This window comes from Pseudomonas sp. ERMR1:02, from assembly GCF_002277815.1.
GTDB lineage: Bacteria > Pseudomonadota > Gammaproteobacteria > Pseudomonadales > Pseudomonadaceae > Aquipseudomonas.
The window spans coordinates 34,243-55,670 of record NZ_NKJI01000028.1 but is presented as its reverse complement, the minus strand read 5'-3'; the positions used below and the strand labels follow the sequence as shown (position 1 = coordinate 55,670).

At 57.4% G+C, this 21,428-nt stretch carries 27 protein-coding genes, 1 tRNA gene and 2 pseudogenes; 17 read left to right on the top strand and 13 right to left on the bottom strand.

The window, feature by feature from the left end; translation table 11 throughout:
- Positions 1 to 2 precede the first annotated feature (2 nt).
- From CES87_RS29790 to CES87_RS29775, 4 genes are all read left to right on the top strand, one after another.
- Entirely contained in the window at positions 3 to 1,022 is a 1,020-nt protein-coding gene (locus CES87_RS29790) for a LacI family DNA-binding transcriptional regulator (RefSeq protein ID WP_128608923.1), read from the top strand.
- Between the two features lie 72 nt (positions 1,023 to 1,094).
- The gene (gene rbsK / locus CES87_RS29785) at positions 1,095 to 2,012 is read left to right on the top strand and encodes a ribokinase (protein ID WP_128608922.1); all 918 of its coding nucleotides are present in this window, start codon (positions 1,095 to 1,097) and stop codon (positions 2,010 to 2,012) included.
- On the top strand, positions 2,009 to 2,413 hold the full coding sequence (gene rbsD, locus CES87_RS29780; protein ID WP_128608921.1) for a D-ribose pyranase: 405 nt from the start codon (positions 2,009 to 2,011) through the stop codon (positions 2,411 to 2,413). Before rbsK ends, rbsD begins: the two co-directional genes overlap by 4 nt.
- A gap of 37 nt (positions 2,414 to 2,450) precedes the next feature.
- A complete protein-coding gene (locus CES87_RS29775) occupies positions 2,451 to 3,479 on the top strand; it encodes a nucleoside hydrolase (RefSeq protein ID WP_128608920.1) in 1,029 nt (342 codons plus the stop codon).
- A gap of 21 nt (positions 3,480 to 3,500) precedes the next feature.
- On the opposite strand, the gene CES87_RS29770 is transcribed toward CES87_RS29775, so the two are convergent.
- A complete protein-coding gene (locus CES87_RS29770) occupies positions 3,501 to 3,710 on the bottom strand; it encodes a hypothetical protein (protein WP_128608919.1) in 210 nt (69 codons plus the stop codon).
- Positions 3,711 to 3,842: 132 nt separating this feature from the next.
- Between CES87_RS29770 and CES87_RS29765 the strand changes: the two genes are divergently transcribed.
- Both CES87_RS29765 and CES87_RS29760 read left to right on the top strand, forming a co-directional pair.
- Complete coding sequence (locus CES87_RS29765; RefSeq protein WP_128608918.1) at positions 3,843 to 4,148, top strand: hypothetical protein; 306 nt, start codon at positions 3,843 to 3,845, stop codon at positions 4,146 to 4,148.
- A 167-nt stretch (positions 4,149 to 4,315) separates the two neighbouring features.
- Positions 4,316 to 4,636, top strand: a complete 321-nt coding sequence (locus CES87_RS29760) for an I78 family peptidase inhibitor (protein ID WP_128608917.1) — start codon at positions 4,316 to 4,318, stop codon at positions 4,634 to 4,636.
- Positions 4,637 to 4,707: 71 nt separating this feature from the next.
- Here CES87_RS29760 and CES87_RS29755 read toward each other — a convergent pair whose 3' ends face one another.
- Entirely contained in the window at positions 4,708 to 4,920 is a 213-nt protein-coding gene (locus tag CES87_RS29755) for a cold-shock protein (RefSeq protein ID WP_003179963.1), read from the bottom strand.
- 280 nt (positions 4,921 to 5,200) lie between these two features.
- Positions 5,201 to 5,503, bottom strand: coding sequence for a hypothetical protein (locus tag CES87_RS29750; protein ID WP_128608916.1), 303 nt, complete (start codon positions 5,501 to 5,503; stop codon positions 5,201 to 5,203).
- A gap of 372 nt (positions 5,504 to 5,875) precedes the next feature.
- Between CES87_RS29750 and thrS the strand changes: the two genes are divergently transcribed.
- From thrS to CES87_RS29705, 9 genes and pseudogenes are all read left to right on the top strand, one after another.
- Positions 5,876 to 7,798 (top strand): threonine--tRNA ligase, encoded by a 1,923-nt coding sequence (gene thrS / locus CES87_RS29745; protein ID WP_128608915.1) that lies wholly within the window; start codon positions 5,876 to 5,878, stop codon positions 7,796 to 7,798.
- Positions 7,798 to 8,348 (top strand): annotated as a pseudogene (infC, locus tag CES87_RS29740) (translation initiation factor IF-3). The gene thrS and the pseudogene infC overlap by 1 nt, the downstream one beginning before the upstream one ends.
- Before the next feature lie 60 nt (positions 8,349 to 8,408).
- Positions 8,409 to 8,603, top strand: coding sequence for a 50S ribosomal protein L35 (rpmI, locus tag CES87_RS29735; RefSeq protein WP_002553160.1), 195 nt, complete (start codon positions 8,409 to 8,411; stop codon positions 8,601 to 8,603).
- Positions 8,604 to 8,631: 28 nt separating this feature from the next.
- Positions 8,632 to 8,988 (top strand): 50S ribosomal protein L20, encoded by a 357-nt coding sequence (gene rplT / locus CES87_RS29730; protein ID WP_007905879.1) that lies wholly within the window; start codon positions 8,632 to 8,634, stop codon positions 8,986 to 8,988.
- A gap of 220 nt (positions 8,989 to 9,208) precedes the next feature.
- Positions 9,209 to 10,113: pseudogene (gene pheS, locus CES87_RS29725) on the top strand (phenylalanine--tRNA ligase subunit alpha).
- Between the two features lie 26 nt (positions 10,114 to 10,139).
- Positions 10,140 to 12,521, top strand: a complete 2,382-nt coding sequence (gene pheT / locus CES87_RS29720) for a phenylalanine--tRNA ligase subunit beta (protein ID WP_128608914.1) — start codon at positions 10,140 to 10,142, stop codon at positions 12,519 to 12,521.
- Positions 12,522 to 12,524: 3 nt separating this feature from the next.
- Positions 12,525 to 12,827 (top strand): integration host factor subunit alpha, encoded by a 303-nt coding sequence (ihfA, locus tag CES87_RS29715; RefSeq protein ID WP_002553164.1) that lies wholly within the window; start codon positions 12,525 to 12,527, stop codon positions 12,825 to 12,827.
- Entirely contained in the window at positions 12,808 to 13,164 is a 357-nt protein-coding gene (locus CES87_RS29710; RefSeq protein WP_003179985.1) for a MerR family transcriptional regulator, read from the top strand. The genes ihfA and CES87_RS29710 overlap by 20 nt, the downstream gene beginning before the upstream one ends.
- A gap of 89 nt (positions 13,165 to 13,253) precedes the next feature.
- Positions 13,254 to 13,330: transfer RNA gene (locus CES87_RS29705), tRNA-Pro, on the top strand.
- An 82-nt stretch (positions 13,331 to 13,412) separates the two neighbouring features.
- Here the strand turns inward: CES87_RS29705 and CES87_RS29700 are convergent.
- The 3 genes from CES87_RS29700 to CES87_RS29695 all read right to left on the bottom strand — a co-directional run bounded on the left by CES87_RS29700 (position 13,413) and on the right by CES87_RS29695 (position 15,531).
- Positions 13,413 to 14,564: a tyrosine-type recombinase/integrase gene (locus tag CES87_RS29700; protein ID WP_256591145.1), complete on the bottom strand. Its 1,152-nt coding sequence runs from the start codon at positions 14,562 to 14,564 to the stop codon at positions 13,413 to 13,415.
- Positions 14,465 to 14,881: a hypothetical protein gene (locus CES87_RS33830; protein WP_256591144.1), complete on the bottom strand. Its 417-nt coding sequence runs from the start codon at positions 14,879 to 14,881 to the stop codon at positions 14,465 to 14,467. Before CES87_RS33830 ends, CES87_RS29700 begins: the two co-directional genes overlap by 100 nt.
- A gap of 212 nt (positions 14,882 to 15,093) precedes the next feature.
- Positions 15,094 to 15,531, bottom strand: a complete 438-nt coding sequence (locus tag CES87_RS29695) for a hypothetical protein (protein ID WP_128608912.1) — start codon at positions 15,529 to 15,531, stop codon at positions 15,094 to 15,096.
- A 109-nt stretch (positions 15,532 to 15,640) separates the two neighbouring features.
- On the opposite strand from CES87_RS29695, the gene CES87_RS29690 reads away from it, so the two are divergent.
- Positions 15,641 to 16,279: a hypothetical protein gene (locus CES87_RS29690; protein ID WP_128608911.1), complete on the top strand. Its 639-nt coding sequence runs from the start codon at positions 15,641 to 15,643 to the stop codon at positions 16,277 to 16,279.
- A gap of 316 nt (positions 16,280 to 16,595) precedes the next feature.
- On the opposite strand, the gene CES87_RS29685 is transcribed toward CES87_RS29690, so the two are convergent.
- From CES87_RS29685 to CES87_RS29670, 4 genes are all read right to left on the bottom strand, one after another.
- Entirely contained in the window at positions 16,596 to 18,401 is a 1,806-nt protein-coding gene (locus CES87_RS29685) for a DNA cytosine methyltransferase (protein ID WP_128608910.1), read from the bottom strand.
- Between the two features lie 57 nt (positions 18,402 to 18,458).
- Positions 18,459 to 18,836: a hypothetical protein gene (locus CES87_RS29680; protein WP_128608909.1), complete on the bottom strand. Its 378-nt coding sequence runs from the start codon at positions 18,834 to 18,836 to the stop codon at positions 18,459 to 18,461.
- A gap of 4 nt (positions 18,837 to 18,840) precedes the next feature.
- Positions 18,841 to 19,149 carry a hypothetical protein gene (locus tag CES87_RS29675; RefSeq protein ID WP_178081506.1) on the bottom strand — a complete coding sequence of 103 codons (309 nt, stop codon included), beginning with the start codon at positions 19,147 to 19,149 and terminating at the stop codon, positions 18,841 to 18,843.
- Between the two features lie 81 nt (positions 19,150 to 19,230).
- A complete protein-coding gene (locus CES87_RS29670; RefSeq protein ID WP_128608908.1) occupies positions 19,231 to 19,824 on the bottom strand; it encodes a hypothetical protein in 594 nt (197 codons plus the stop codon).
- A 101-nt stretch (positions 19,825 to 19,925) separates the two neighbouring features.
- Here CES87_RS29670 and CES87_RS29665 point away from each other — a divergent pair, with 101 nt between their 5' ends.
- Positions 19,926 to 20,300 (top strand): hypothetical protein, encoded by a 375-nt coding sequence (locus tag CES87_RS29665; protein ID WP_128608907.1) that lies wholly within the window; start codon positions 19,926 to 19,928, stop codon positions 20,298 to 20,300.
- On the opposite strand, the gene CES87_RS29660 is transcribed toward CES87_RS29665, so the two are convergent.
- The 3 genes from CES87_RS29660 to CES87_RS29650 all read right to left on the bottom strand — a co-directional run bounded on the left by CES87_RS29660 (position 20,301) and on the right by CES87_RS29650 (position 21,283).
- A complete protein-coding gene (locus CES87_RS29660) occupies positions 20,301 to 20,621 on the bottom strand; it encodes a hypothetical protein (RefSeq protein ID WP_128608906.1) in 321 nt (106 codons plus the stop codon). It abuts the gene before it with no gap.
- Positions 20,622 to 20,702: 81 nt separating this feature from the next.
- Positions 20,703 to 21,017 (bottom strand): hypothetical protein, encoded by a 315-nt coding sequence (locus CES87_RS29655; protein ID WP_128608905.1) that lies wholly within the window; start codon positions 21,015 to 21,017, stop codon positions 20,703 to 20,705.
- Positions 21,014 to 21,283, bottom strand: a complete 270-nt coding sequence (locus CES87_RS29650; RefSeq protein ID WP_128608904.1) for a hypothetical protein — start codon at positions 21,281 to 21,283, stop codon at positions 21,014 to 21,016. Before CES87_RS29650 ends, CES87_RS29655 begins: the two co-directional genes overlap by 4 nt.
- Positions 21,284 to 21,428 lie beyond the last annotated feature (145 nt).

Below are 21,428 nucleotides of genomic sequence, written 5' to 3'. Positions count from 1 at the left end.
TCATGGCAACTATCAAAGATGTGGCAGCGCTCGCGGGGATTTCCTACACCACGGTTTCCCATGTGGTGAACAAGACCCGGCCGGTCAGCGAAAAAGTACGGGTCAAGGTCGAGGCGGCGATCAAAACCCTGGACTACGTCCCCAGCGCCGTGGCGCGGTCCCTCAAAGCCAAAACCACGGCGACCATCGGATTGCTGGTACCCAACAGCCTCAACCCGTACTTCGCCGAATTGGCCCGCGGGATTGAGGATTACTGCGAGCGCAATGGCTATTGCGTGATCCTCTGTAACTCCGACGATAACCCGGACAAGCAACGCAGCTACCTGCGCGTGCTGCTGGAAAAACGCATCGACGGGCTGATCGTCGCATCGGCGGGCGGTGACAGCGGGTTGGCGCAGGGCTTGTCGGGCGTGCGCACGCCGATGGTGATTGTCGACCGCGGGCTGGAAGGTGTCGATGCGGATCTGGTGCGCATCGATCATGAATATGGCGCCTACCTGGCGACCCGGCACTTGCTGGAATTGGGGCATCGGGACATCGCCACCATCAGCGGGCCGGCGACCACCAGCGTGGCGCAGATGCGTCTGGCCGGTTTTTGTCGGGCGCTGAAAGACGCGGGTATCGAGGTGCCAGGCGAGCGCATGCTGGAAAGCGACTTCACCAGCACCGGCGGTTACAACGCTGCGGCGATCCTGCTGGAGCGCAACCCGCCCAGCGCCATCTTCGCCGCCAACGACATGATCGGCATCGGCGTGCTGCGGGCCGCTGCCGAGCGCAACATTCGCGTACCGACGGAGCTGTCGGTGATTGGCTTCGACGATATCCAGATGAGCCGCTATGTCTATCCAGCGCTCACGACCGTGGGGCAGTCGATCCTGCAGCTTGGCGAGATGGCAGCCGAAGTGCTGCTGCAAAGGATTGCCACGCCGGAGCTGGTCACTAAGCAACGGATCGTGACGCCTAGTATCGTCATGCGCGAATCGACTGCGCCGCTGGCGGGTGTGTTTGCCCAATTCCGTTAAAAGAAAAGCCGTTAAAAGAAAAGCCGTTAAACAAAAAGCTCCCGCTAAAACCGAACAAATGAGTAGCAATGAATGCCAGCAAAAGTAGTGGTGATAGGCAGCCTGAACATGGACCTGGTGACCCGGGCGCCACGACTGCCTCAGGGCGGTGAAACGTTGATCGGTCATTCGTTTGCCACGGTATCCGGTGGCAAGGGTGCGAATCAGGCAGTGGCCGCCGCGCGACTGGGCGCGCAGGTATCGATGGTTGGTTGTGTGGGCGCAGATGCCTATGGCGAAGAGCTTCGTGCGGCCTTGCTGGTCGAGCAGATCGATTGTCAGGCGGTTAGCACCGTGGACGGTTCCAGTGGCGTGGCGTTGATTGTGGTCGGCGACAACAGCCAGAACGCCATCGTGATCGTTGCCGGTGCCAACGGTGCACTGACGCCGGCGCTGATCGGCTGCTTCGATTCGGTCCTGCAGGCCGCCGATGTGATCATTTGTCAGCTGGAAGTGCCGGATGCCACGGTGGGCCATGCGCTCAAGCGTGGTCGTGAACTGGGCAAGACCATGATCCTCAATCCCGCGCCGGCCAGCCGTCCATTGCCACCGGGCTGGTACGCGAACATCGATTATCTGATTCCCAACGAAAGCGAAGCGTCGGCACTGAGCGGTTTTGCGGTGGACTCTCGGCAAACTGCACAAGCCGCCGCGACCCGTTTGATCGAGATGGGCGCCGGCAAGGTGATCATCACTCTCGGTGCCCAGGGCTCTCTGTTCGCCGATGGCCAACGCTTCGAGCATTTCCCTGCACCGACCGTGAAGGCGGTCGACACCACGGCGGCGGGCGATACGTTCGTTGGTGGTTTTGCCGCCGCGCTGGCGAACGGTAAAAGCGAAGCTGAAGCGATCCGTTTCGGCCAGGTCGCCGCTGCGTTGTCGGTCACTCGGGCCGGCGCGCAACCCTCGATTCCCACCTTGTCCGAAGTACAGGCGTTCAATGCACCATGAAAAAGACACCGTTGCTTAACGTTGCACTGTCGCGGCTGATCGCCTCTCTTGGCCACGGCGACAAGGTGGTGATCGGCGATGCGGGGCTGCCGGTGCCGCCCGGCGTCGAGTTGATCGACCTGGCCCTGACCCACGGCATTCCAGATTTCATCAGCACCCTGAAGGTTGTGCTCAGCGAAATGCAGGTCGAAAGCCATGTGCTGGCCCAGGAAATGCTGGAGAAAAAGCCGTCGGCACTGGCTGCTCTGGATGAACTGAATGCCGAGGGTGTGCTGGGGCGACGTGAGTTGCTCAGTCATGAGCAATTCAAGGTTCTCAGCCGGCAGGCCCGGGCGATTGTCCGGACCGGCGAATGCCAGCCGTACTGCAATATCGTGCTGATTGCCGGAGTAACGTTCTGACTCGTTTTTGTTTTCTACCCTGCGCAAGCAGTGCGCCATGTATCGTTATGCCTGGAAACTGCCTTATCTGCTTCGGAGTCTGCTGCTTTTGTCCGTGATTACCGCAACCGGCGCCCACGCGGCGGAAAAAATCGACTTGATCATAGACACCGACCCCGGTGCCGACGATGTGGTTGCCTTGTTGTTTGCGTTGGCATCGCCGCAGGAGTTGAACATCCGCGCATTGACCACCGTCGCCGGCAACGTGCGCCTGGACAAGACGTCGCGTAATGCGCGGCTGGCTCGCGAGTGGGCAGGGCGTGAGGAGGTGCCGGTCTACGCCGGAGCGAAGAAACCACTGATGCGCAAACCTATCTATGCCGAGGACATTCATGGCAAGGAAGGGCTGTCGGGTATCACTGTCTATGAACCGAAGAGGGGCCTGGCCGAGGGCAGTGCGATCGAGTATCTGATCGCTACCCTGATGGCAGCCAAGCCCCACAGCATCACCATTGCCATGCTCGGGCCGCAGACCAACCTGGCCCTGGCGCTGATCCAAGAGCCGAAAATCGTTCAGGGCATCAAGGAAGTGGTGATGATGGGTGGTGCGCACTTCAACGGTGGCAACATTACGCCGCTGGCAGAGTTCAACCTGTTCGCCGATCCGCAAGCGGCCGAGGTGGTGCTCAAGAGTGGCGTGAAACTGACCTACCTTCCGTTGGACGTGACACACAAGATCCTCACCAGCGACGCGCGCCTGCAGAAAATCGCCGCGTTGAACAACAACGCAAGCAAGTTGGTGGTCGATATTCTGAATGACTACATCAAGGCCGATATGGAGCACTACGGCATCCCGGGTGGTCCGGTGCATGATGCAACGGTTATCGCCTATCTGCTCAAGCCGCAGCTGTTCAGCGGTCGTGAGGTGAGTGTGGTAGTTGATAGTGGCGAAGGTCCGACGTTCGGCCAGACCATCGTCGACTGGAACGACGGGCTCAAGGCACCGAAGAATGCGTTCTGGGTTGAAAACGGCGACGCCCAGGGCTTCTTCGATCTGCTGACAGAGCGTCTGGCTCTCCTGAAGTAGTCCTCACACCCGCAGGTGCCTTTACGCTGGTTCCGAATGCCCGGCACCGTGGTTTGTCGGGTATTTCTCGAATATCTGCTCGATGAAGGATTGGGCTGCCTCGGTACCCAGTTCCTTGACCAAAAGATCGATACCGATGATTGCGAGCTCTTCCGGACTGCCGGGGCTGTAGGAGCTGTGACCCTCTGACCACTTGGCTTTGATGTCGGCTTCGATGCTTACGGTGGTCATGATGAGGCTCGTGCAGTCGGAGAGGTCTGAGCGAGGAGTTAACCATTTTGCGGCGCTTTTGGCACTCCGACTTAGAAATGAGTGCAGTGCTATGCGACACTTGGTCTTTGATGACTTTTCAAGGATTGCGCTGTGCAGATCGATTTGAACACCCCTGACGGCTTGACGCTTGAAGCCGTGCGCCAGCTGTTGGCGTCTGCCAGCGACGATGAACACACGCAATTGCGTGTGACCAAGGGCGGCATCGCCTATATTTCATCGGGGGTCGTGGGCGGCACCGAGATCGACGGGTTGCTTTTTCGCCTGGAAACCTGGGCCAAGGGTTCCGGGTATGTCGGACGGGTCGCGGCCAGTGACGAGGTCTGGGTCATGCAGATCTTCAATGCGCTGAAGCAGAATTGGCCGAAACCGGCCTTCGACTATATCGACGTCTATTGAGCGCTGTTCATATTCAGTCACGATTGAGGGATGAAGGGCAGGCCGATGCTCAGGCAAACTTGCCCTTTGTCTGCGGCGAAAAGACAGGTCGCCTGTTCTCCTCGTGAAACCGAACGCTGGAATGGCGGTCGCACGATCTCAGCTTAACTCTCGAAAAAGGAGGCTCCATGCCTTGGAAGTTCGCGTCATTGGGTACTTTGTTAGCCGTTGCCATGTTGTCAGGTTGCAGCACTGCCACCAACGAGTCGGCAACAGACCCTGTAACGACGACTGACACAGGTTACAGCCGTTGCGAGGCCAAAGCGGCGGAATTCACCATTGGCAAACAGGCGTCGCCCGAACTGCTGGAGCAGGCGCGTACACGTGCCGGCGCACAGAACGCACGGTTCCTCCTGCCTACCGACATGGTAACGATGGAGTACCGCTCCGACCGTCTGAACCTCAACACCGATGCCAATCGGGTCGTCACTCGCGTCAACTGCGGCTGATTGCTCAGGCTTTTGCGTCGCTCATAAAAAACCCCGTCACATGGACGGGGTTTTTTTAGTGCGCCTGGAAATTACTCTGGGCGAACTTGAGCAGCTTGCATACCCTTTTGGCCTTTCTCAGCCACGAAGGAAACGGTCTGGCCTTCTTTCAGGCTTTTGAAACCGTCGCTTTCGATAGCTTTGAAGTGTACGAACAGGTCGTCACCGCCACCTTGAGGAGTGATGAAGCCGAAGCCTTTTTCATCGTTGAACCATTTAACGGTGCCGGTTTGGCGATTAGACATGGTGTATCTCCAAGAAACATATATTTTCAGTAGTACTGTGCTGCTCAGGCCAACTGGGCACACCGGAGTATCATAGTCGAAATGTTCGCTTTGGGAGCCCCCCGCAGGTGCTGTTTGCCCTACAGTCGCACATTCTTTGTTGCCTGATCTGGCTGAAAGCCCCGTTTTAAAAGGCTTTCAGCCGAAAGTAAAGACGATAAAAAAAGCTGTAAAACCTGCATAATTTGTCGGAAAAAGCGGTTTTCAGGTGCTTTTTACCGGCGCAAAACGCTTTGCGGGCTTAATTTTTCGCCGGGTTAGTGGCCTTGCATCTGGAAATTTGAGTCAGCGCCTGTTGCTTCAGGGCGTCGCTGGCCTGGTTATCCATCAACGACTGAAGGTCTTTGGCCGGGTACGTTTTTATTGCGTCGGCGCCGCAAGCACAGTGGGCTTTGGCCGCGGCCTCACCGATCTGTTGTGCGGCCGCAGGAACGCACTGCGCCATGTACTTCTCGCGCACACCCTTCGGCCAATCGGCGTGGGCGGCCAGCGGCAGCAACAATACGATGGGTGCGACTACTGCGAACAAACGATTCAGACGCATGCCAGGATGCTCCTTGTGGGTCAATGTCTTGTTATCTGAGGGGTAAAGCGGGGATCAAGTTCAGCACTCTGGCATAAAAACGCCGGATTTGCCCTGGCAGAACCCTGCGCGCCGCCACGACCGTTCATCTGTGCTAGCATGCTGCGCTCGGGCGTTAGCAGGCGCCGGTCGACCTTCAGTCCCGGCTGTGGCAAATGCCCGAATAATCCTGATTTGAATCCCAGTCACTCTGGTTCGGTTTCCGGTTGGCCGCAAGGCTCCTGCCGCTGTAAGGCAGGCGTTCGTCATTGAATGGCCTGGATCGGATCTTGTACTGGCTCATCCCAACCCACGTGACCTTTGGTAGGGGTCACCACTAGGAGAGGAGGCGCCATGCCAACTATTACTCTTCCCGACGGCAGTCAACGTTCATTCGATCACCCGGTATCCATCGCCGAGGTCGCCGCATCCATCGGTGCCGGTCTGGCCAAGGCCACCGTGGCCGGCAAGGTCAATGGCAAGCTGGCTGACGCCAGCGACATCATCGACAGCGACGTTACGCTGCAAATCATCACGCCAAAGGATGAAGAGGGGCTGGAGATCATTCGCCACTCTTGCGCCCACCTGGTTGGTCATGCGGTCAAGCAGTTGTATCCGACGGCCAAAATGGTCATCGGTCCGGTCATCGACGAAGGTTTCTATTACGACATCGCCTTCGAGCGTCCCTTCACTCCGGACGATCTGGCCGCCATCGAGCAGCGCATGCAGCAGCTGATCGAGAAAGATTACGACGTAATCAAGAAAGTCACTCCGCGCGCCGAAGTGATCGAAGTGTTCAAGGCCCGCGGCGAAGACTACAAACTGCGTCTGGTTGAGGACATGCCGAACGAACAGGCCATGGGTCTGTACTATCACGAAGAATACGTCGACATGTGCCGCGGTCCGCACGTGCCGAACACTCGCTTCCTGAAATCCTTCAAACTGACCAAGTTGTCCGGCGCTTACTGGCGCGGCGATGCCAAGAACGAGCAATTGCAGCGCGTTTACGGCACTGCTTGGGCTGACAAGAAGCAACTGGCAGCCTACATCCAGCGCATCGAAGAAGCCGAGAAGCGCGATCACCGCAAGATCGGCAAGCGCCTGGGACTGTTCCATACCCAGGAAGAGTCGCCGGGCATGGTGTTCTGGCACCCGAACGGCTGGACCCTGTATCAAGTGCTCGAGCAATACATGCGCAAGGTGCAGCGTGACAACGGTTACCTTGAGATCAAGACGCCTCAAGTCGTTGACCGCAGCCTGTGGGAAAAATCCGGGCACTGGGCCAACTACGCCGACAACATGTTCACCACACAGTCGGAAAACCGCGACTACGCCATCAAGCCAATGAACTGCCCTTGCCACGTGCAGGTGTTCAATCAAGGCCTGAAGAGCTACCGCGAGCTGCCGATGCGTCTTGCTGAATTCGGTGCCTGTCACCGTAACGAGCCATCGGGTGCGTTGCACGGCATCATGCGCGTACGGGCGTTCACTCAGGATGACGCTCACATCTTCTGCACCGAAGAGCAGATGCAGGCCGAGTCCGCTGCGTTCATCAAGCTGACCATGGACGTCTACGCCGATTTCGGCTTCAAAGATGTCGAAATGAAGCTGTCCACTCGTCCGGAAAAACGCGTCGGTTCCGATGAATTGTGGGACCGCGCCGAAGCGGCACTGGCTGCAGCCCTTGATAGCGCTGGCCTGCCGTACGATCTGCAGCCCGGCGAGGGTGCGTTCTACGGTCCGAAGATCGAGTTTTCGCTGAAAGATTGCCTTGGTCGCGTCTGGCAGTGTGGTACCCTGCAGCTCGATTTTAACCTGCCTGTCCGTCTGGGAGCCGAATACGTCTCCGAAGACAACAGTCGCAAGCACCCGGTAATGTTGCACCGGGCGATCCTCGGATCCTTCGAACGTTTCGTCGGAATCCTGATCGAGAACTACGAGGGTGCGTTCCCTGCGTGGCTCGCTCCGACCCAGGCAGTGATCATGAACATCACTGACAAACAGGCCGATTTTGCCGCCGAGGTTGAAAAAACTCTCAACGAAAGCGGATTTCGTGCCAAGTCTGACTTGAGAAATGAAAAGATCGGCTTTAAAATCCGCGAGCATACTTTGCTCAAGGTTCCCTATCTCTTGGTTATCGGAGATCGGGAAGTCGAGATGCAGACTGTCGCTGTGCGTACTCGTGAAGGTGCTGACCTGGGCTCGATGCCCGTCGCCCAGTTCGCTGAGTTTCTCGCGCAAGCGGTTTCCCGGCGTGGTCGCCCAGATTCGGAGTAATTATTATTAAGCGTGAAATGAGACAAGATAAACGAGCTGCACCGAAAGCCCCGATCAACGAGAATATCTCGGCACGCGAGGTTCGGTTAATTGGGGCTGAAGGTGAACAGCTTGGGATTGTGTCAATTGAAGACGCGCTTCTTAAGGCTGAAGAGGCCAAACTGGATCTGGTGGAAATTTCCGCCGATGCAGTACCCCTGTTTGCAAACTGATGGACTACGGCAAATCGATCTTCGAGAAGAAGAAGCAGGTTGCCGCGGCCAAGAAAAACCAGAAGCAGATTCAGGTTAAAGAAATCAAGTTTCGTCCAGGGACGGAGGAAGGGGATTACCAGGTAAAACTGCGCAACCTGGTACGTTTCCTGAGTGACGGGGACAGGGCCAAGGTATCCTTGCGATTCCGCGGCCGTGAGATGGCCCACCAGGAGCTGGGGATGGAACTCCTCAAGCGAGTTGAAGGTGACTTGCTCGAGTACGGTTCGGTCGAACAGCATCCTAAGATGGAAGGACGCCAGCTGATCATGGTCATCGCCCCGAAAAAGAAGAAGTAATCAACAGGGCACGGCAGGCCTTCTGATTATGTTTATCAACTGAATGCGGAGTATCCGAACATGCCAAAAATGAAGACCAAAAGTGGTGCTGCTAAGCGGTTTCTGAAAACTGCTAACGGTATCAAGCACAAGCACGCTTTCAAGAGCCACATCCTGACCAAAATGTCGACCAAGCGTAAGCGTCAACTGCGCGGTAGCAGCTTGCTGCATCCGTCTGACGTGGCAAAAGTCGAGCGCATGCTGCGCCTTCGTTAATTTTAGTCAAGAATAGAGGAAGTAACTCATGGCTCGTGTAAAGCGTGGCGTCATTGCCCGTAAACGTCACAAAAAAATTCTGAAACTTGCTAAAGGCTACTACGGCGCTCGCTCGCGCGTATTCCGTGTTGCCAAGCAAGCGGTAATCAAGGCAGGCCAATACGCCTACCGTGACCGTCGTCAGAAAAAACGTCAGTTCCGCGCTCTGTGGATCGCTCGTATCAACGCTGGTGCTCGTATCAACGGTCTGTCCTACAGCCGTTTCATCGCCGGCCTGAAAAAAGCGTCCATCGAGATCGACCGTAAGGTTCTGGCTGATCTGGCAGTGAACGAAAAAGCGGCGTTTGCTGCGATTGTCGAGAAAGCTAAAGCCACCTTGGCTTAAGTACCCCCGACAGTCACCCGGCCTCACCTCTGTGGGGTCAGGTGTTAAACGTCATAAATAGGGGAAGAGCCTTCAAGCTCTTCCCCTATTTTGTATCTGGAGTCTGTACATGGAAAACCTGGACGCGCTCGTCTCTCAAGCACTAGAGGCTGTGCAAAGCGCTGAAGATATCAATGCCCTGGAGCAAATCCGGGTTCACTACCTTGGCAAAAAGGGTGAATTGACTCAGGTGATGAAGACCCTGGGGAATTTGCCGGCAGAAGAGCGTCCGCAAGTCGGCGCGCTGATCAACGTTGCCAAGGAGCGTGTCACAGAGGTTCTCAATGCGCGCAAGGCGTTGTTTGAGGAGGCCGATCTTGCGGCCAAACTCGCCGCCGAATCCATTGACGTGACCCTGCCTGGCCGCGGCCAGACCTCAGGCGGCCTGCACCCGGTTACCCGGACTCTGGAACGTATTGAGCAGTTCTTCACCCACATTGGCTACGGCATCGCCGAAGGCCCTGAGGTCGAAGACGACTACCACAACTTCGAGGCGCTCAACATCCAGGCCATCACCCGGCCCGGTCGATGCATGACACCTTCTATTTCAATGCCAACATGCTGTTGCGCACCCATACCTCCCCGGTACAGGTCCGCACCATGGAATCGAAACAGCCGCCGATCCGCATCGTCTGCCCAGGCCGTGTGTACCGCAGCGACTCCGATATCACCCACTCGCCGATGTTCCACCAGGTCGAAGGCCTGCTGGTCGACCGCGACATCAACTTCGCCGACCTGAAAGGGACGATCGAAGAGTTCCTGCGCGTGTTCTTCGAAAAAGAACTGGCCGTGCGTTTCCGCCCTTCGTACTTCCCGTTCACCGAGCCATCGGCCGAAGTCGACATGGAATGCGTGATGTGCAGCGGTAAAGGCTGCCGCGTCTGCAAACAGACTGGCTGGCTGGAAGTCATGGGTTGCGGCATGGTTCACCCGAACGTGCTGCGCATGTCCGGGATCGACCCGGAAGAATTTTCGGGCTTTGCCTTCGGCATGGGCGTTGAGCGTCTGGCCATGCTGCGTTACGGCGTGAACGACTTGCGTCTGTTCTTCGACAACGACTTGCGGTTCCTCGCGCAATTTCGCTAGTCGTAACGAATTCTTAGGAGAGCAGGATGAAATTCAGTGAACAATGGCTGCGTGGCTGGGTTAGCCCGCAGGTAAGTCGCGATGAGCTGGTTGCTCGTCTGTCGATGGCCGGTCTTGAGGTCGATAGCGTTACGCCGGCCGCCGGCGTATTCAGTGGCGTGATCGTGGGCGAGGTGCTGAGCACCGAACAGCATCCGGACGCCGACAAGCTGCGCGTTTGCCAGGTCAGCAATGGCTCGGAGACTTTTCAGGTCGTTTGCGGAGCGCCAAATGTGCGCCCGGGCCTGAAAATCCCGTTCGCCATCATCGGTGCCGAACTGCCGGGCGACTTCAAAATCAAGAAAGCCAAACTGCGTGGCGTCGAGTCAAACGGCATGCTGTGCTCGCAAGCCGAGTTGCAGGTAGGTGAGGGCAACGATGGTCTGATGGAGCTGCCGGCTGATGCGCCAGTGGGTCAGGACATTCGTGAATACCTGAACCTGGACGATGCCAGCATCGAGGTCGACCTGACCCCGAACCGTGGTGACTGCCTGTCCCTGGCGGGCCTGGCCCGTGAAGTCGGCGCGCTGTACGCCGCTCCTGTGTCCCGTCCAGTAGTTGCTTGCGTTCCAGCCGTTCACGATGAAGTGCGTTCGGTCGAAGTGTTGGCACCTGCTGCCTGCCCGCGTTACCTGGGTCGTGTTATCCGTAACGTGGACCTGTCCAGGCCAACTCCGCTGTGGATGGTCGAGCGCCTGCGTCGTGCCGACGTGCGCAGCATCGATGCCGCAGTCGATATTACTAACTACGTGATGCTGGAGCTGGGTCAACCTCTGCATGCGTTCGATCTCGCCGAAATCAACGGTGGTATCCGCGTGCGCATGGCCGAAGAGGGCGAAAAACTGGTTCTGCTCGACGGTCAGGAAGTCAGCCTGCGTAGCGATACGCTGGTGATCGCCGACCATACCCGCGCCCTGGCAATTGCCGGCGTCATGGGGGGCGAGCACAGCGGCGTCAACACCGCGACCACGCGCGATATTTTCCTTGAAAGTGCGTTCTTCGATCAGATCGCTGTCGCTGGCAAGGCCCGTTCCTATGGCCTGCACACCGATGCTTCGCACCGCTATGAGCGCGGCGTGGACTGGCAACTGGCCCGTGAAGCCATGGAGCGCGCCACTGGCCTGCTGCTGGAAATCACCGGTGGCGAAGCCGGCCCAATCATCGAAACTGTCAGCGAACAGCACTTGCCGTCGATCGCGCCGGTGACCCTGCGTGCCCAGCGCATCACCCAAATGCTGGGCATGGAAATGGATTCGGCCGAAGTCGAGCGTCTGCTCAGCGCTTTGGGCCTGACCATCACCGCCGACGGAGCAGGGCAGTGGCGCGTAGAAGTGCCAAGCCATCGCTTCGACATCAGCCTGGAAGTCGACCTGATCGAAGAGCTGGCCCGACTGTATGGCTACAACCGCCTGCCGGTTCGTTACCCGCAAGCGCGTCTGGCGCCTCAAGCCAAGGCTGAAGCGCGCAGCGATCTGCCTGAGCTGCGCCGTTTGCTGGTCGCCCGTGGTTATCAGGAAGCGATCACCTATAGTTTCATCGATCCGAAACAATTCGAGTTGTTTAATCCGGGTGTCGAACCGCTGTTGCTGGCTAACCCGATTTCCAACGACATGGCTGCCATGCGTTCGTCGCTGTGGCCAGGTCTGGTCAAGGCGCTTCAGCACAACCTGAACCGTCAACAGGATCGCGTCCGCCTGTTCGAGAGTGGCCTTCGCTTCGTCGGTCAGCTCGACGGGTTGAAGCAAGAGCCAATGCTGGCGGGTGTGGTTTGCGGTAGTCGTCTGCCGGAAGGCTGGGCGCAAGGTCGCGATGTTGTCGACTTCTTCGACGTCAAGGCTGATGTTGAAGCGGTGCTGGGCTTTGCCGGTGCTCTGGATGCGTTCACTTTCGTACCGGGCAAGCACCCAGCGCTGCATCCGGGTCAAACCGCGCGCATTGAGCGTGAGGGGCATCTGGTTGGTTTCGTCGGCGCCATCCACCCGGAACTGTCGAAAACCCTGGGTCTGGATCGTCCTGTATTCGTTTTCGAGCTGGTTCTGGCGGAAGTGACATCGGGCAAAATGCCTAAATTCCACGAGTTATCGCGCTTTCCTGAAGTGCGTCGTGACCTGGCACTGATTGCGCGTAAAGACGTAGCGGCCTCGGCCGTACTGGACGTAATCCGTGAAAATGCAGGCGAATGGCTGACAGACCTCAGGCTATTTGACGTGTATCAGGGTAAAGGCATTGATCCTGATAGAAAAAGCCTCGCAGTCGGCTTGACCTGGCAGCATCCATCGCGCACTCTTAATGACGATGAGGTGAATTCCACGACGCAAAACATCCTCACCTCGCTCGAACAAAGGTTGGACGCCACGTTAAGGAAGTGACGTATGGGGGCTTTGACGAAAGCTGAGATGGCGGAACGTCTGTATGAAGAGCTGGGCCTGAACAAGCGGGAAGCCAAGGAATTGGTCGAACTGTTTTTCGAGGAAATCAGGCACGCTCTTGAAGACAACGAGCAGGTCAAATTGTCCGGTTTCGGCAATTTCGACCTGCGGGACAAACGCCAGCGGCCTGGCCGCAATCCGAAAACCGGTGAAGAAATCCCGATCACGGCTCGCCGTGTCGTCACCTTTCGTCCAGGGCAGAAGTTGAAGGCCCGAGTTGAGGCTTATGCTGGAACCAAGTCATAACGACGAGCTTCCCGTCATCCCAGGCAAACGCTACTTCACCATTGGTGAAGTCAGCGAGTTGTGTGCGGTAAAACCGCACGTGCTGCGCTATTGGGAGCAGGAGTTTCCTCAACTCAACCCCGTCAAACGCCGCGGAAACCGCCGGTATTATCAGCGCCAAGACGTGCTGATGATCCGGCAGATCCGCGCGCTTCTTTATGATCAGGGTTTCACCATCGGCGGCGCACGCTTGCGTTTGTCCGGTGACGAGGCCAAAGACGACACCACTCAATACAAACAAATGATTCGCCAGATGATCGCTGAGCTGGAAGATGTTCTGGTGGTCCTCAAGAAATAAATTCCTGCTTTTAAATACTTCCAGTTTTCAAAAGCTTGCGATATATTCTTGAGCGTTCCTCGAGAAGAGGAACAAGTTTCACGCCTAGTCGGGGCGTAGCGCAGTCCGGTAGCGCACTAGCATGGGGTGCTAGGGGTCGAGTGTTCGAATCACTCCGTCCCGACCATATTATTCAATGACTTAGCCGCTTTCGAGCGGCTTTGTCGTTTCTGCCATAGTGACTTTTCGAGTGACCCTGGCCTTTTTGTTCACGCTTCCCTCCTTTTCAGAATCGTCAGCGCTGGTGCGCGCGAATCGGTTGCTGATACCTTATTTGCCGCCGCAATGAGTTGATCCAGTTCCGCCGCCGAGTAGTGACTGGTGATGCTTCCGTTCTTGTGGCCGAGCAGTGCTTTCCGATCCTCCTCAGTCACGCCTGCCGCGCGTAGCCTTCTCCCAAAGGTGTGCTTCAAGTCGTGAATACGGATCCTGGCAAAGCCATCATGTGCCGGCCGCAAGAACTTCTCCTGCCACTTCTTCGCCGCGCGGATCCTTGCCTTCTTCCAGGCCGAGTCATTCATGCGGTGAACCGTCGTTTCATTCCCCTCGCCATCAGGCTTGCCAAACGGGAACACGTAGAGCGGATGATTGCCGCGCTGCTTCTCGATCACCGATTTGGCCACGTCATTCAAAACGACCAGACGCTCGTCTCGGTTCTTCACCCCAGACCTGGCGCTTCTCCCGCCAAATCCTGCCGGGATCAGGAACACGCTCGTTCCCAGTTCCGGTACCGCAATCTCCCAATTCCACTGAAGCTTGCAAACTTCCTGCTCCCGGCACCCCGTGTTGACCTTGAACATGGCCATGGTCTGAAGGTGCGCCGGGAGTTCGGCGAACAGGATCGACTGCTCTTCCCACGAAAGGGGGTAGGGCTTCCGGCTGTTCGTTTTCTCGTCCAGCAGAGAGATCATCGGCACAACATCGAGCAATGGCCGGCGCTCTTCATCCCGCCACTTCCGCGCACAAAGGTTCAACACTCGAATCACCCTTTGCAGCGCGATGTTCACCGTACGGTTTGTGACGGGCCTGCCTTCAGCCGGGTGTAGCTTCGACTGGATGTAAGGGGCGAGCGCGTCGTCGTCGATGTGTGTGAGCGGCATTTCGCCAATGTACGGGTCGAGCTGCTCCATGTAAGTAGCCGAAATGTGGATCGAAGCCTGGTCCTTCACTTCGAGCAGGAAGCGAGTTGCCGCCTCCCGCCACGTCCTGACCCGCCGAACGCCATACACCTTCTGCTGGCGAAGCTGCTCCAGCTTGTGAATCAGGTACTGCTCTGCTTCGGCGCGGTTACAAGTGCCAGTACTCTCTTGAATTCGTTCTCCTCTGTACTTTTTGTCAATCTTCCAGATGCCGTTCGGCATTTGCTGGAGGCCTGTGATTGCTTTTTGGGCCATGGCAATTCTCCTTGTTTCTTGCCCTGGCGCTCGCTGCGAGGGCGATTGTTGTCCTGATTTGCGGCCTTTTCAATTGCCATGGCTTCGATGTAGGCATCCGCCCACTGGTCGAGCTCAATCCGGTCGAAGCCAACGCCCTGTTTTCCGATGGGAAATTCGCGAACGTTCGGCCGGACAGTTTTGTTGAATACGTCCCGGCACATGCCGAGGTAACCAGGTGCATCCATGGCTCGGATAAAACGGGGAGGGACGGGCGCGACTTGGGCCGCGCTTCGATTAGACATAGGGCTTCCTCGCCCGCCGCTTATCGGCGGGCTGGTAAGTGGATTGTGAAATCAGATGAGGGGTGTCAGGCGAGCTAAGCGGGTGAGCTACGGTTTATTGGTTCGCCTCGCCAGTTGCGTACACGCTTTCTCCCCTGAGGTGACTGGCGGGGTGAACCCTTAGCGCCATGGCCCCTTGTAGCAGTACACGTAGGCGAACCAGGCGAGGGCGATCATGGCGTCACCTGCGAGCCGAGATCCGCCAGGGCAAATACAATGCCGCGGCAATAGTGGTCCTCGCCGTCCAATACGTCGAACGTGGAGTGCGGAATATCGGTCGAGTAGGTCCACGAATAACCGTCTTCCTTGCACCAAAGTGCCTCGATTTTCTGTGCCAAAGGCTTTCGCTTAAAGTAAGCCTGAAGCTCATCGTCGTCTTCGATGTTTTCCCTGTCGGGTAGCAAGCCTTGGGCATCGATCAGCGCAGTTCCGCCGTCGTAGCAGCCGAACTCGTCGCGGATAGCGCCTTCGAGCTCCATAAGGTCATCGCTGGCGCCGAAGACAATCACCAGCCCGGCAGCCTTGGCCGAAGCGATCTGATCTTTAGTGATCGAGCGATGCGCCGGATATTGGATGCCGTTTAGTTCTGCCGCGAGCTGTTCTTTAGACATGACTGTTCCTTTGCCGCTATAGCGGCTGACTTTGAAGGGGGAGGGAGGTAGCTGATCATTTCTGCATCGAATATGATCGGTCCCTTTTCAGCTATTGCATGAGGGATGTATGCGTAACCGACTTGCTTGGATTGGTTCAGTAATTACGGCAATTTATTTAGTAGGGTTTACATGGTTTGTTTTCGGACGCTTGCCAGAGCTTCAAACAATGGCGCTAAATAATTTTGGAGACTTTCTAGCCGGGGCATTTGGTCCCATAGCTTTTTTTTGGTTGATTCTGGGATTCATGCAACAGGGTACCGAGCTTCGCCTCAGCTCAGAGGCCCTTAGGATGCAGGCGGTAGAACTGAAAGCATCTGTGCAACAGCAGACGGCTCTGGTAGAAGCTCAGAAAATCTCCTTGGAAAACCATGAGCGCTCACTGGAGCCGCTGCTGGAAGTTACATACAAAGGGCCAGGCAATCTATACGGTTTGGAAGTGGATTGGTTTCATGTAGTAAACCGAGGAGCGTACTGCCGCAACGTAACGGCGCAGTTCTTTGGTGCGGGTCAAGAAATGCACGGCATAGTTGTTAATCCATTAGCAAAGGATATCCCCCAAGAATTCAGGAATACTTTAGGTCTCCCTGTTAATCAGGAATACAAACTCTCGATAAGTTATGAAAAAGTTAATGGAAGGCAAGGCGCGCAGCATTTCGCGTTGTTTAAGCACTTCGCCGAGGATGGGGTGGGCTTTGCGATTACCTAAGAGGGAGGGCTTCTAGGCACAATGTACGACCAGCCAGTTGGCACACTACGGCCGATATGGGATTCAAGGCAACGTAACTCTTCGTGCTGGCCTCTGCGTCGGTTTTGGAGCGGTACCCACCAGAACTGCAGCAGTGCCTCAGTCACGTGGGTCGCTTGCACTGGTGGCCACGGTCTGCTGCGATCTTTTGGCGGACGGCGGGTGACGAGTAGGTCGGCACCGGCTGCCAGGCTCGGCGTAAGCTGGGCGCGTTTGCTCTCTGTGGGCATGGGGCGTCCTATGCCGGATCTTGCCCGGGCGGTGGAGTGGGGTAGAGTTATGCGGCGAGGCGCTGGTAAAGCTCGATGATGTCGGCGGCGTTGGCGGCGACCAGTGCCTCGGCTTCGTCCGGACAGACGCTGTTGCCGATTAACCTCACTTGGTCGGTCTTGTTGATGTCGCGCCATTCTTCGGCACCGGTGGCAGGGTCGACGAATAGCCCGCGGTCGATGATGTAGTCCTTGTCGAATCCTTGAGCCGCCTTGAGCTCTGGCGGTTGCAGCATGCGCAGGGTGATATCCACCAGCACGTAGCCTCCGACCATGACCATCTCGGCCGGGTCTTTGAAATGCTCCGGCAGGTACTCATGCATGAAAGCGGCACAGCGGCGGGCGCCTTCAAGTTGCTCCGGCGTCAACGTGTTCGGCACCTGCACAACCTCGACCAGCGCAACACGGTCTTTCGTTGGCAGCGTGTGCATCGGCTCGGCGAGCGATATCCCGTCCTTTTCGTTGCCGTAGTACTTCACCAGGTAGGCGTTCACCAGGCGCTGGTTGGCACCGGACTGGCAGATGGTCGAGGTAGGGTCGTAAGCCGATCGGCCGTCGCCTTTGTAGAAACCGCCATTCGCCTGTTCGAAGAACGCGGCTGATACCGCGTGGTGACCGGTGCTGGTGGCCACCACATTGAGCGGCTCGGTTACTTCAGCTCCGACTGAGCCTTTGCGCAGGGTGACCATGTTCGCCGCAGCCATCGCGAAGTGGCCACCCTTGACCTGTGCTACCTGTGTGCGCAATGGCTCCTGCACGTCGAAGTTACGCTGCGATGATCCGTTGGCGCATTCGGTGAGGAATGGCGCGGCTACCGGTTGCACGAGTGCGTGGTGCGTGCCGCCAGCGCTGATGGTCGACAGAGCCTCGTCGGTACCGTGGGTGCTTGTGTGTGCCTCCGATGTTCCTCGCATGGGGACAATGAACGGCTTCGCGCTGGTCATCACATGCCGCCAGCACCCTTTGGCTACGCGGCGCATAGTGTTCTTGGCCATCGGCTTGTCTCGGAAAATCGTCCGACCCAGGTTGGTCCAGTCGATGCACTCTGCCGCAGAGCGCCATGGTTGCTGTTTCCCTGTCGGCGTTTTATGGTGCTTCGGCACCGGCCAAACAATCGGCTTGCCGTCGCGACGCGCGACTAGGTACAGACGCTTGCGGATGGTCGGCGTTCCGGAGTTTGCCGCGATGCGCTCGCGCCACTCGACGTTGTAGCCCAGGCCGCGAACCAATGCTTCCATCGGTACGAACTCACCGATGGCCTGCATGATCTCCGGCATATCCGGGTGATCGGCCGGAAGCCCGGTGCTGATTGCTGCGATGAACGCCTTGAAGGTCCGCCCGCGCTCGGCCTTGATCGGCTGGCCTTCATCATTGATCGGCCCCCAGTCGCAGAACTCTTCGACGTTCTCCAGAAACAGCAGGCGAGACCTGGTGATGAACAGCCAGCGGATCACTACCCATGCCAGCCCGCGAACACCTCGATCACGCGGCGCGCCACCCTTGGCTTTGCTGTGGTGGCGGCAGTCCGGTGACGCCCAGATGATTGCGACTGGCTGCCCCCCGGTGGCTTCGCGCGGGTCCACCTCGTACACATCGGCTACGTAGTGCGCCGTCTTCGGGTGGTTGGCGCGGTGCACGGCCAGGGCGATCGGGTTGTGGTTTACCGCAACATCCGGCTCCCGGTACGCGCGGGCAATGCCGGTGCTGGCACCACCACCGCCGGCGAACAGGTCCACCACCAGTTCCTTTTCGAACGGCAGGCCGATGCTTTGCTGACCATGGATGAGCAGGGGTAATTTCTGGTGTGCAGACATAGGGCATCCTCGCCGGCTGGCGCGATTCGAGAGTGAGTGATTGAGAGGTGGGACGGATCAGGCGGCGTGCGATTTTTCTGGAGCCCAGTCAGCAAACCCGACCTTGGGCACACCGGTTTTGGCATTCAGGATCGGCTTGTTCTTTGCGTCGACCAGCACTGCCTTTGTCCGGATCTTCAAGTCGCGACAAACGATGCTCGATCTCGCCATTTCCATAAACTTCTGGGCGTACTGGGGGGCATCGAACATCGGAGATAGGCGAACGCATTTTTTGCCGGCCATGATTCTCGCTACCTCGGCCTCTACCGCCTGCTCCCACTCCACTATGGTCCGCTCGACCATCTTTCCGTTGTCCATCTTGTAGGTGTTGGTGTTTTCTTTGGCCTCTTCGCGAGCCCAGTTTTCACTCATTCCGAATACGGCAAATGTGCTCATGGGATCACTCCAGGCGGTCGAGAGCTTTTTGAAGCAGCTCGTTTACTGAAAATTGCTTTTCCTCCGGACTCATTGCGCGCCGAATGAATTCGCAGGCGTCCGACATATAGGTGCGAAGCAGATTCGCTTCGTCCTCGGCGTCATCCGCTTGGCTTTCGAGCAAGCGAATGTCATCTCGAAGATCTTCCAGGCCTGCGTTTGGGTCTATTTCGCCCACGGCTATGCGGCGAGCGAGTTCATCGGCTGCGCCTGGCTCCAGGGCGGCGTAATGGAAAAGCTCGTCTTCCTTTAAAGCGTTCGCAGGAATTCCCATGGTGTTCTCCAGGCAGGCGCCTGCCTCGCCGGCTGGCGTGATTCGTTGAAGTTGTGAGGCGCTGGGGTTGGCGCCGGAGGATCAGGCCAGATAGGCCCGGTCGAAGTCGCTCAATGGATGGCGCGGACGCTGGCGAAATTCCTTCAGCGCGACCTTATAGCTAGCCTTTGCCGCCTTCATGGTCTGAGCCCACTCACCAGCTATCTCCAGCGATTCGTATGGCGACCAGTAAGAGGATCTGGAATGGCGATAAGCGCTGCCACGCGGATAGCGCACCATTCTGTATTCCCATTTCCCCCACTCGCCACGTTGCTGGAACTTCGGCTGATTGATGCCGAGGAAGTGGGCGAACCCGTCGTAGCACTCGCACTCATCAAGATAGGCATCAAACTTGGTGCGTTTGGGCGGAGGCGGCAACGGCGGCATCTTCCGCAAAGCAAACAACTCGCCCTCGTCGGTCGCGCGATAGACCACCTCATCGTCAGCGCAGAAAGCCGGAGCCTTGCCTCTGCGCATTAGGCCGGCTTCAACCAGCACATCGAGATTGTTCGCGTCGTCATAGCCCGGGCTGGTCAGGAAGTAGTTCCGGCTAATCTCGCGGTGACGGCCATCGTCTGGGCGAAGCCCTAGGGTGTGCCAAAGCAGGCTGAGCTGCATTTCGGTGACTTCGATCATGGATTTCTCCAGTCAGGCGCCGCCCTCCGTGACCGGATGATGGCAAATTGAATTGGTATGGGGTATTACAGAACGTACAGCTCTATAACTGGGAGGAAGTCATGGTTTTTAAAATGGATGTTTTTGGAAATACTTTTCAGAACGTGGACACTGCTGTTTCCGTTCCTCACGGAACTGATGCCGAGCTTATTTTCAGCAACAACGATCTAATCAACTGCAAGCAGGCAATAGTGCAGCGTGATCCTGTGGGGCTGGTACAAAGCCTTGGGCTTCCTGCTGATACTCCCGTGCATGAGATCATCACGGTCATTCGAACTCTTCAGGAAAGGAAAGACGCGGCGGAGGAGGAGAAGCTTGAGGCTATAAAGAAATCATCTTTATGGCCATTCATCGAGCGATCCGCCAATGTTGTCACCGTGATTCAAGGTCTAATCACCTTAGGTGGATTGGCATTAGGTATTCCGGCAGCATTCTGACTAGTCGGGAATGACACGTAGCATCTCTCGGTTGTAGGCGATCTCCAACTTACGCGACATGTTTTCGCTGATCGTGATTTCGTGTCGCGACATGGTTGCGAACCGGGCAGAGTCTCCGGCCGGCGCCGCCGCAAGATTCAGGATGAATGTCGACACCGTCTCCTGCCATTCCTCGAAGTCGTGGCGCTCGCCCAGCACCTGAAGTGCATCAGCAAGCGCCTTCGACACAATCAACGTGCGCTTCTCGGCGCCGATCCGGTCCAGCAAGGCTTTCTCCTTGGCGCGCTTGTCCCGCTGAATATCTGCGTTGCTCTTGGTCATGGCCTACCTCTTCAATTCCGCTTGCCGGCAAGTCCAGCCAGGTCTGTCGTCGGCGCAGGTGCGCCCGGTTGATCATTCGTTTCATTTGGGCGAGGCGAACTTGAAGCCGTTCTCTCTGGCGATCAGCTCGATGCGCTTTTGCCGGATACGGGTTTGGGTTGCCGCTGCGCTGGAGGTGATGCCCGTCTCTGCCAAGGCCTTGAGCATAGGTGCGAGCTTGTCTCGCTCTTTACGCAGGCGTTCGCTGTGGCCGTTGGCGCCGGAAAGACTGACCTCGCCGCTGACGCCAGCTTTGACTTCCTGCACGGTGCGGCCGGCGCCGAAGAACTGATCCAACTGCTGGTTCAGGTTTGCGATGATTGAGTCTCGCGGGTTGGGCATAGGTACGCCGATCACTGCGCACCTCCGGGCCGGTTGGCCTTTTCCTCGAGCTGTTTAGCGTAGTCGACGGCGCGAACGTATTCGAAGCGGAAGCCGCAGGTTTTGCCGGTGACCCGATCGACGATGTGGTACGCCTTTGGCCCGACCGTCTTCACCTGAAAGCGAACCTGCTGCACAGGCGATTCCTTGCCGATCATTGAGTAGAACTCGGACGTTGCGATAACTGCGCGAAGACGCAGAGCCTGAAGCCCGTCGATGCGCTGCTGCATGAGTGATTGCATGGCTGATTCCTCGGGGTGGGTTGCGTGTATCCGTCAGCACTCTGGCCTTCTGCTGGTTGCCGTTGGGCGCAGGGGATAGTGCTGGCGGATAAAGGCAGGCGAAAAAAAGCCCGATCGGAACCGGGCTTTGGTTGGCGTCACGAAG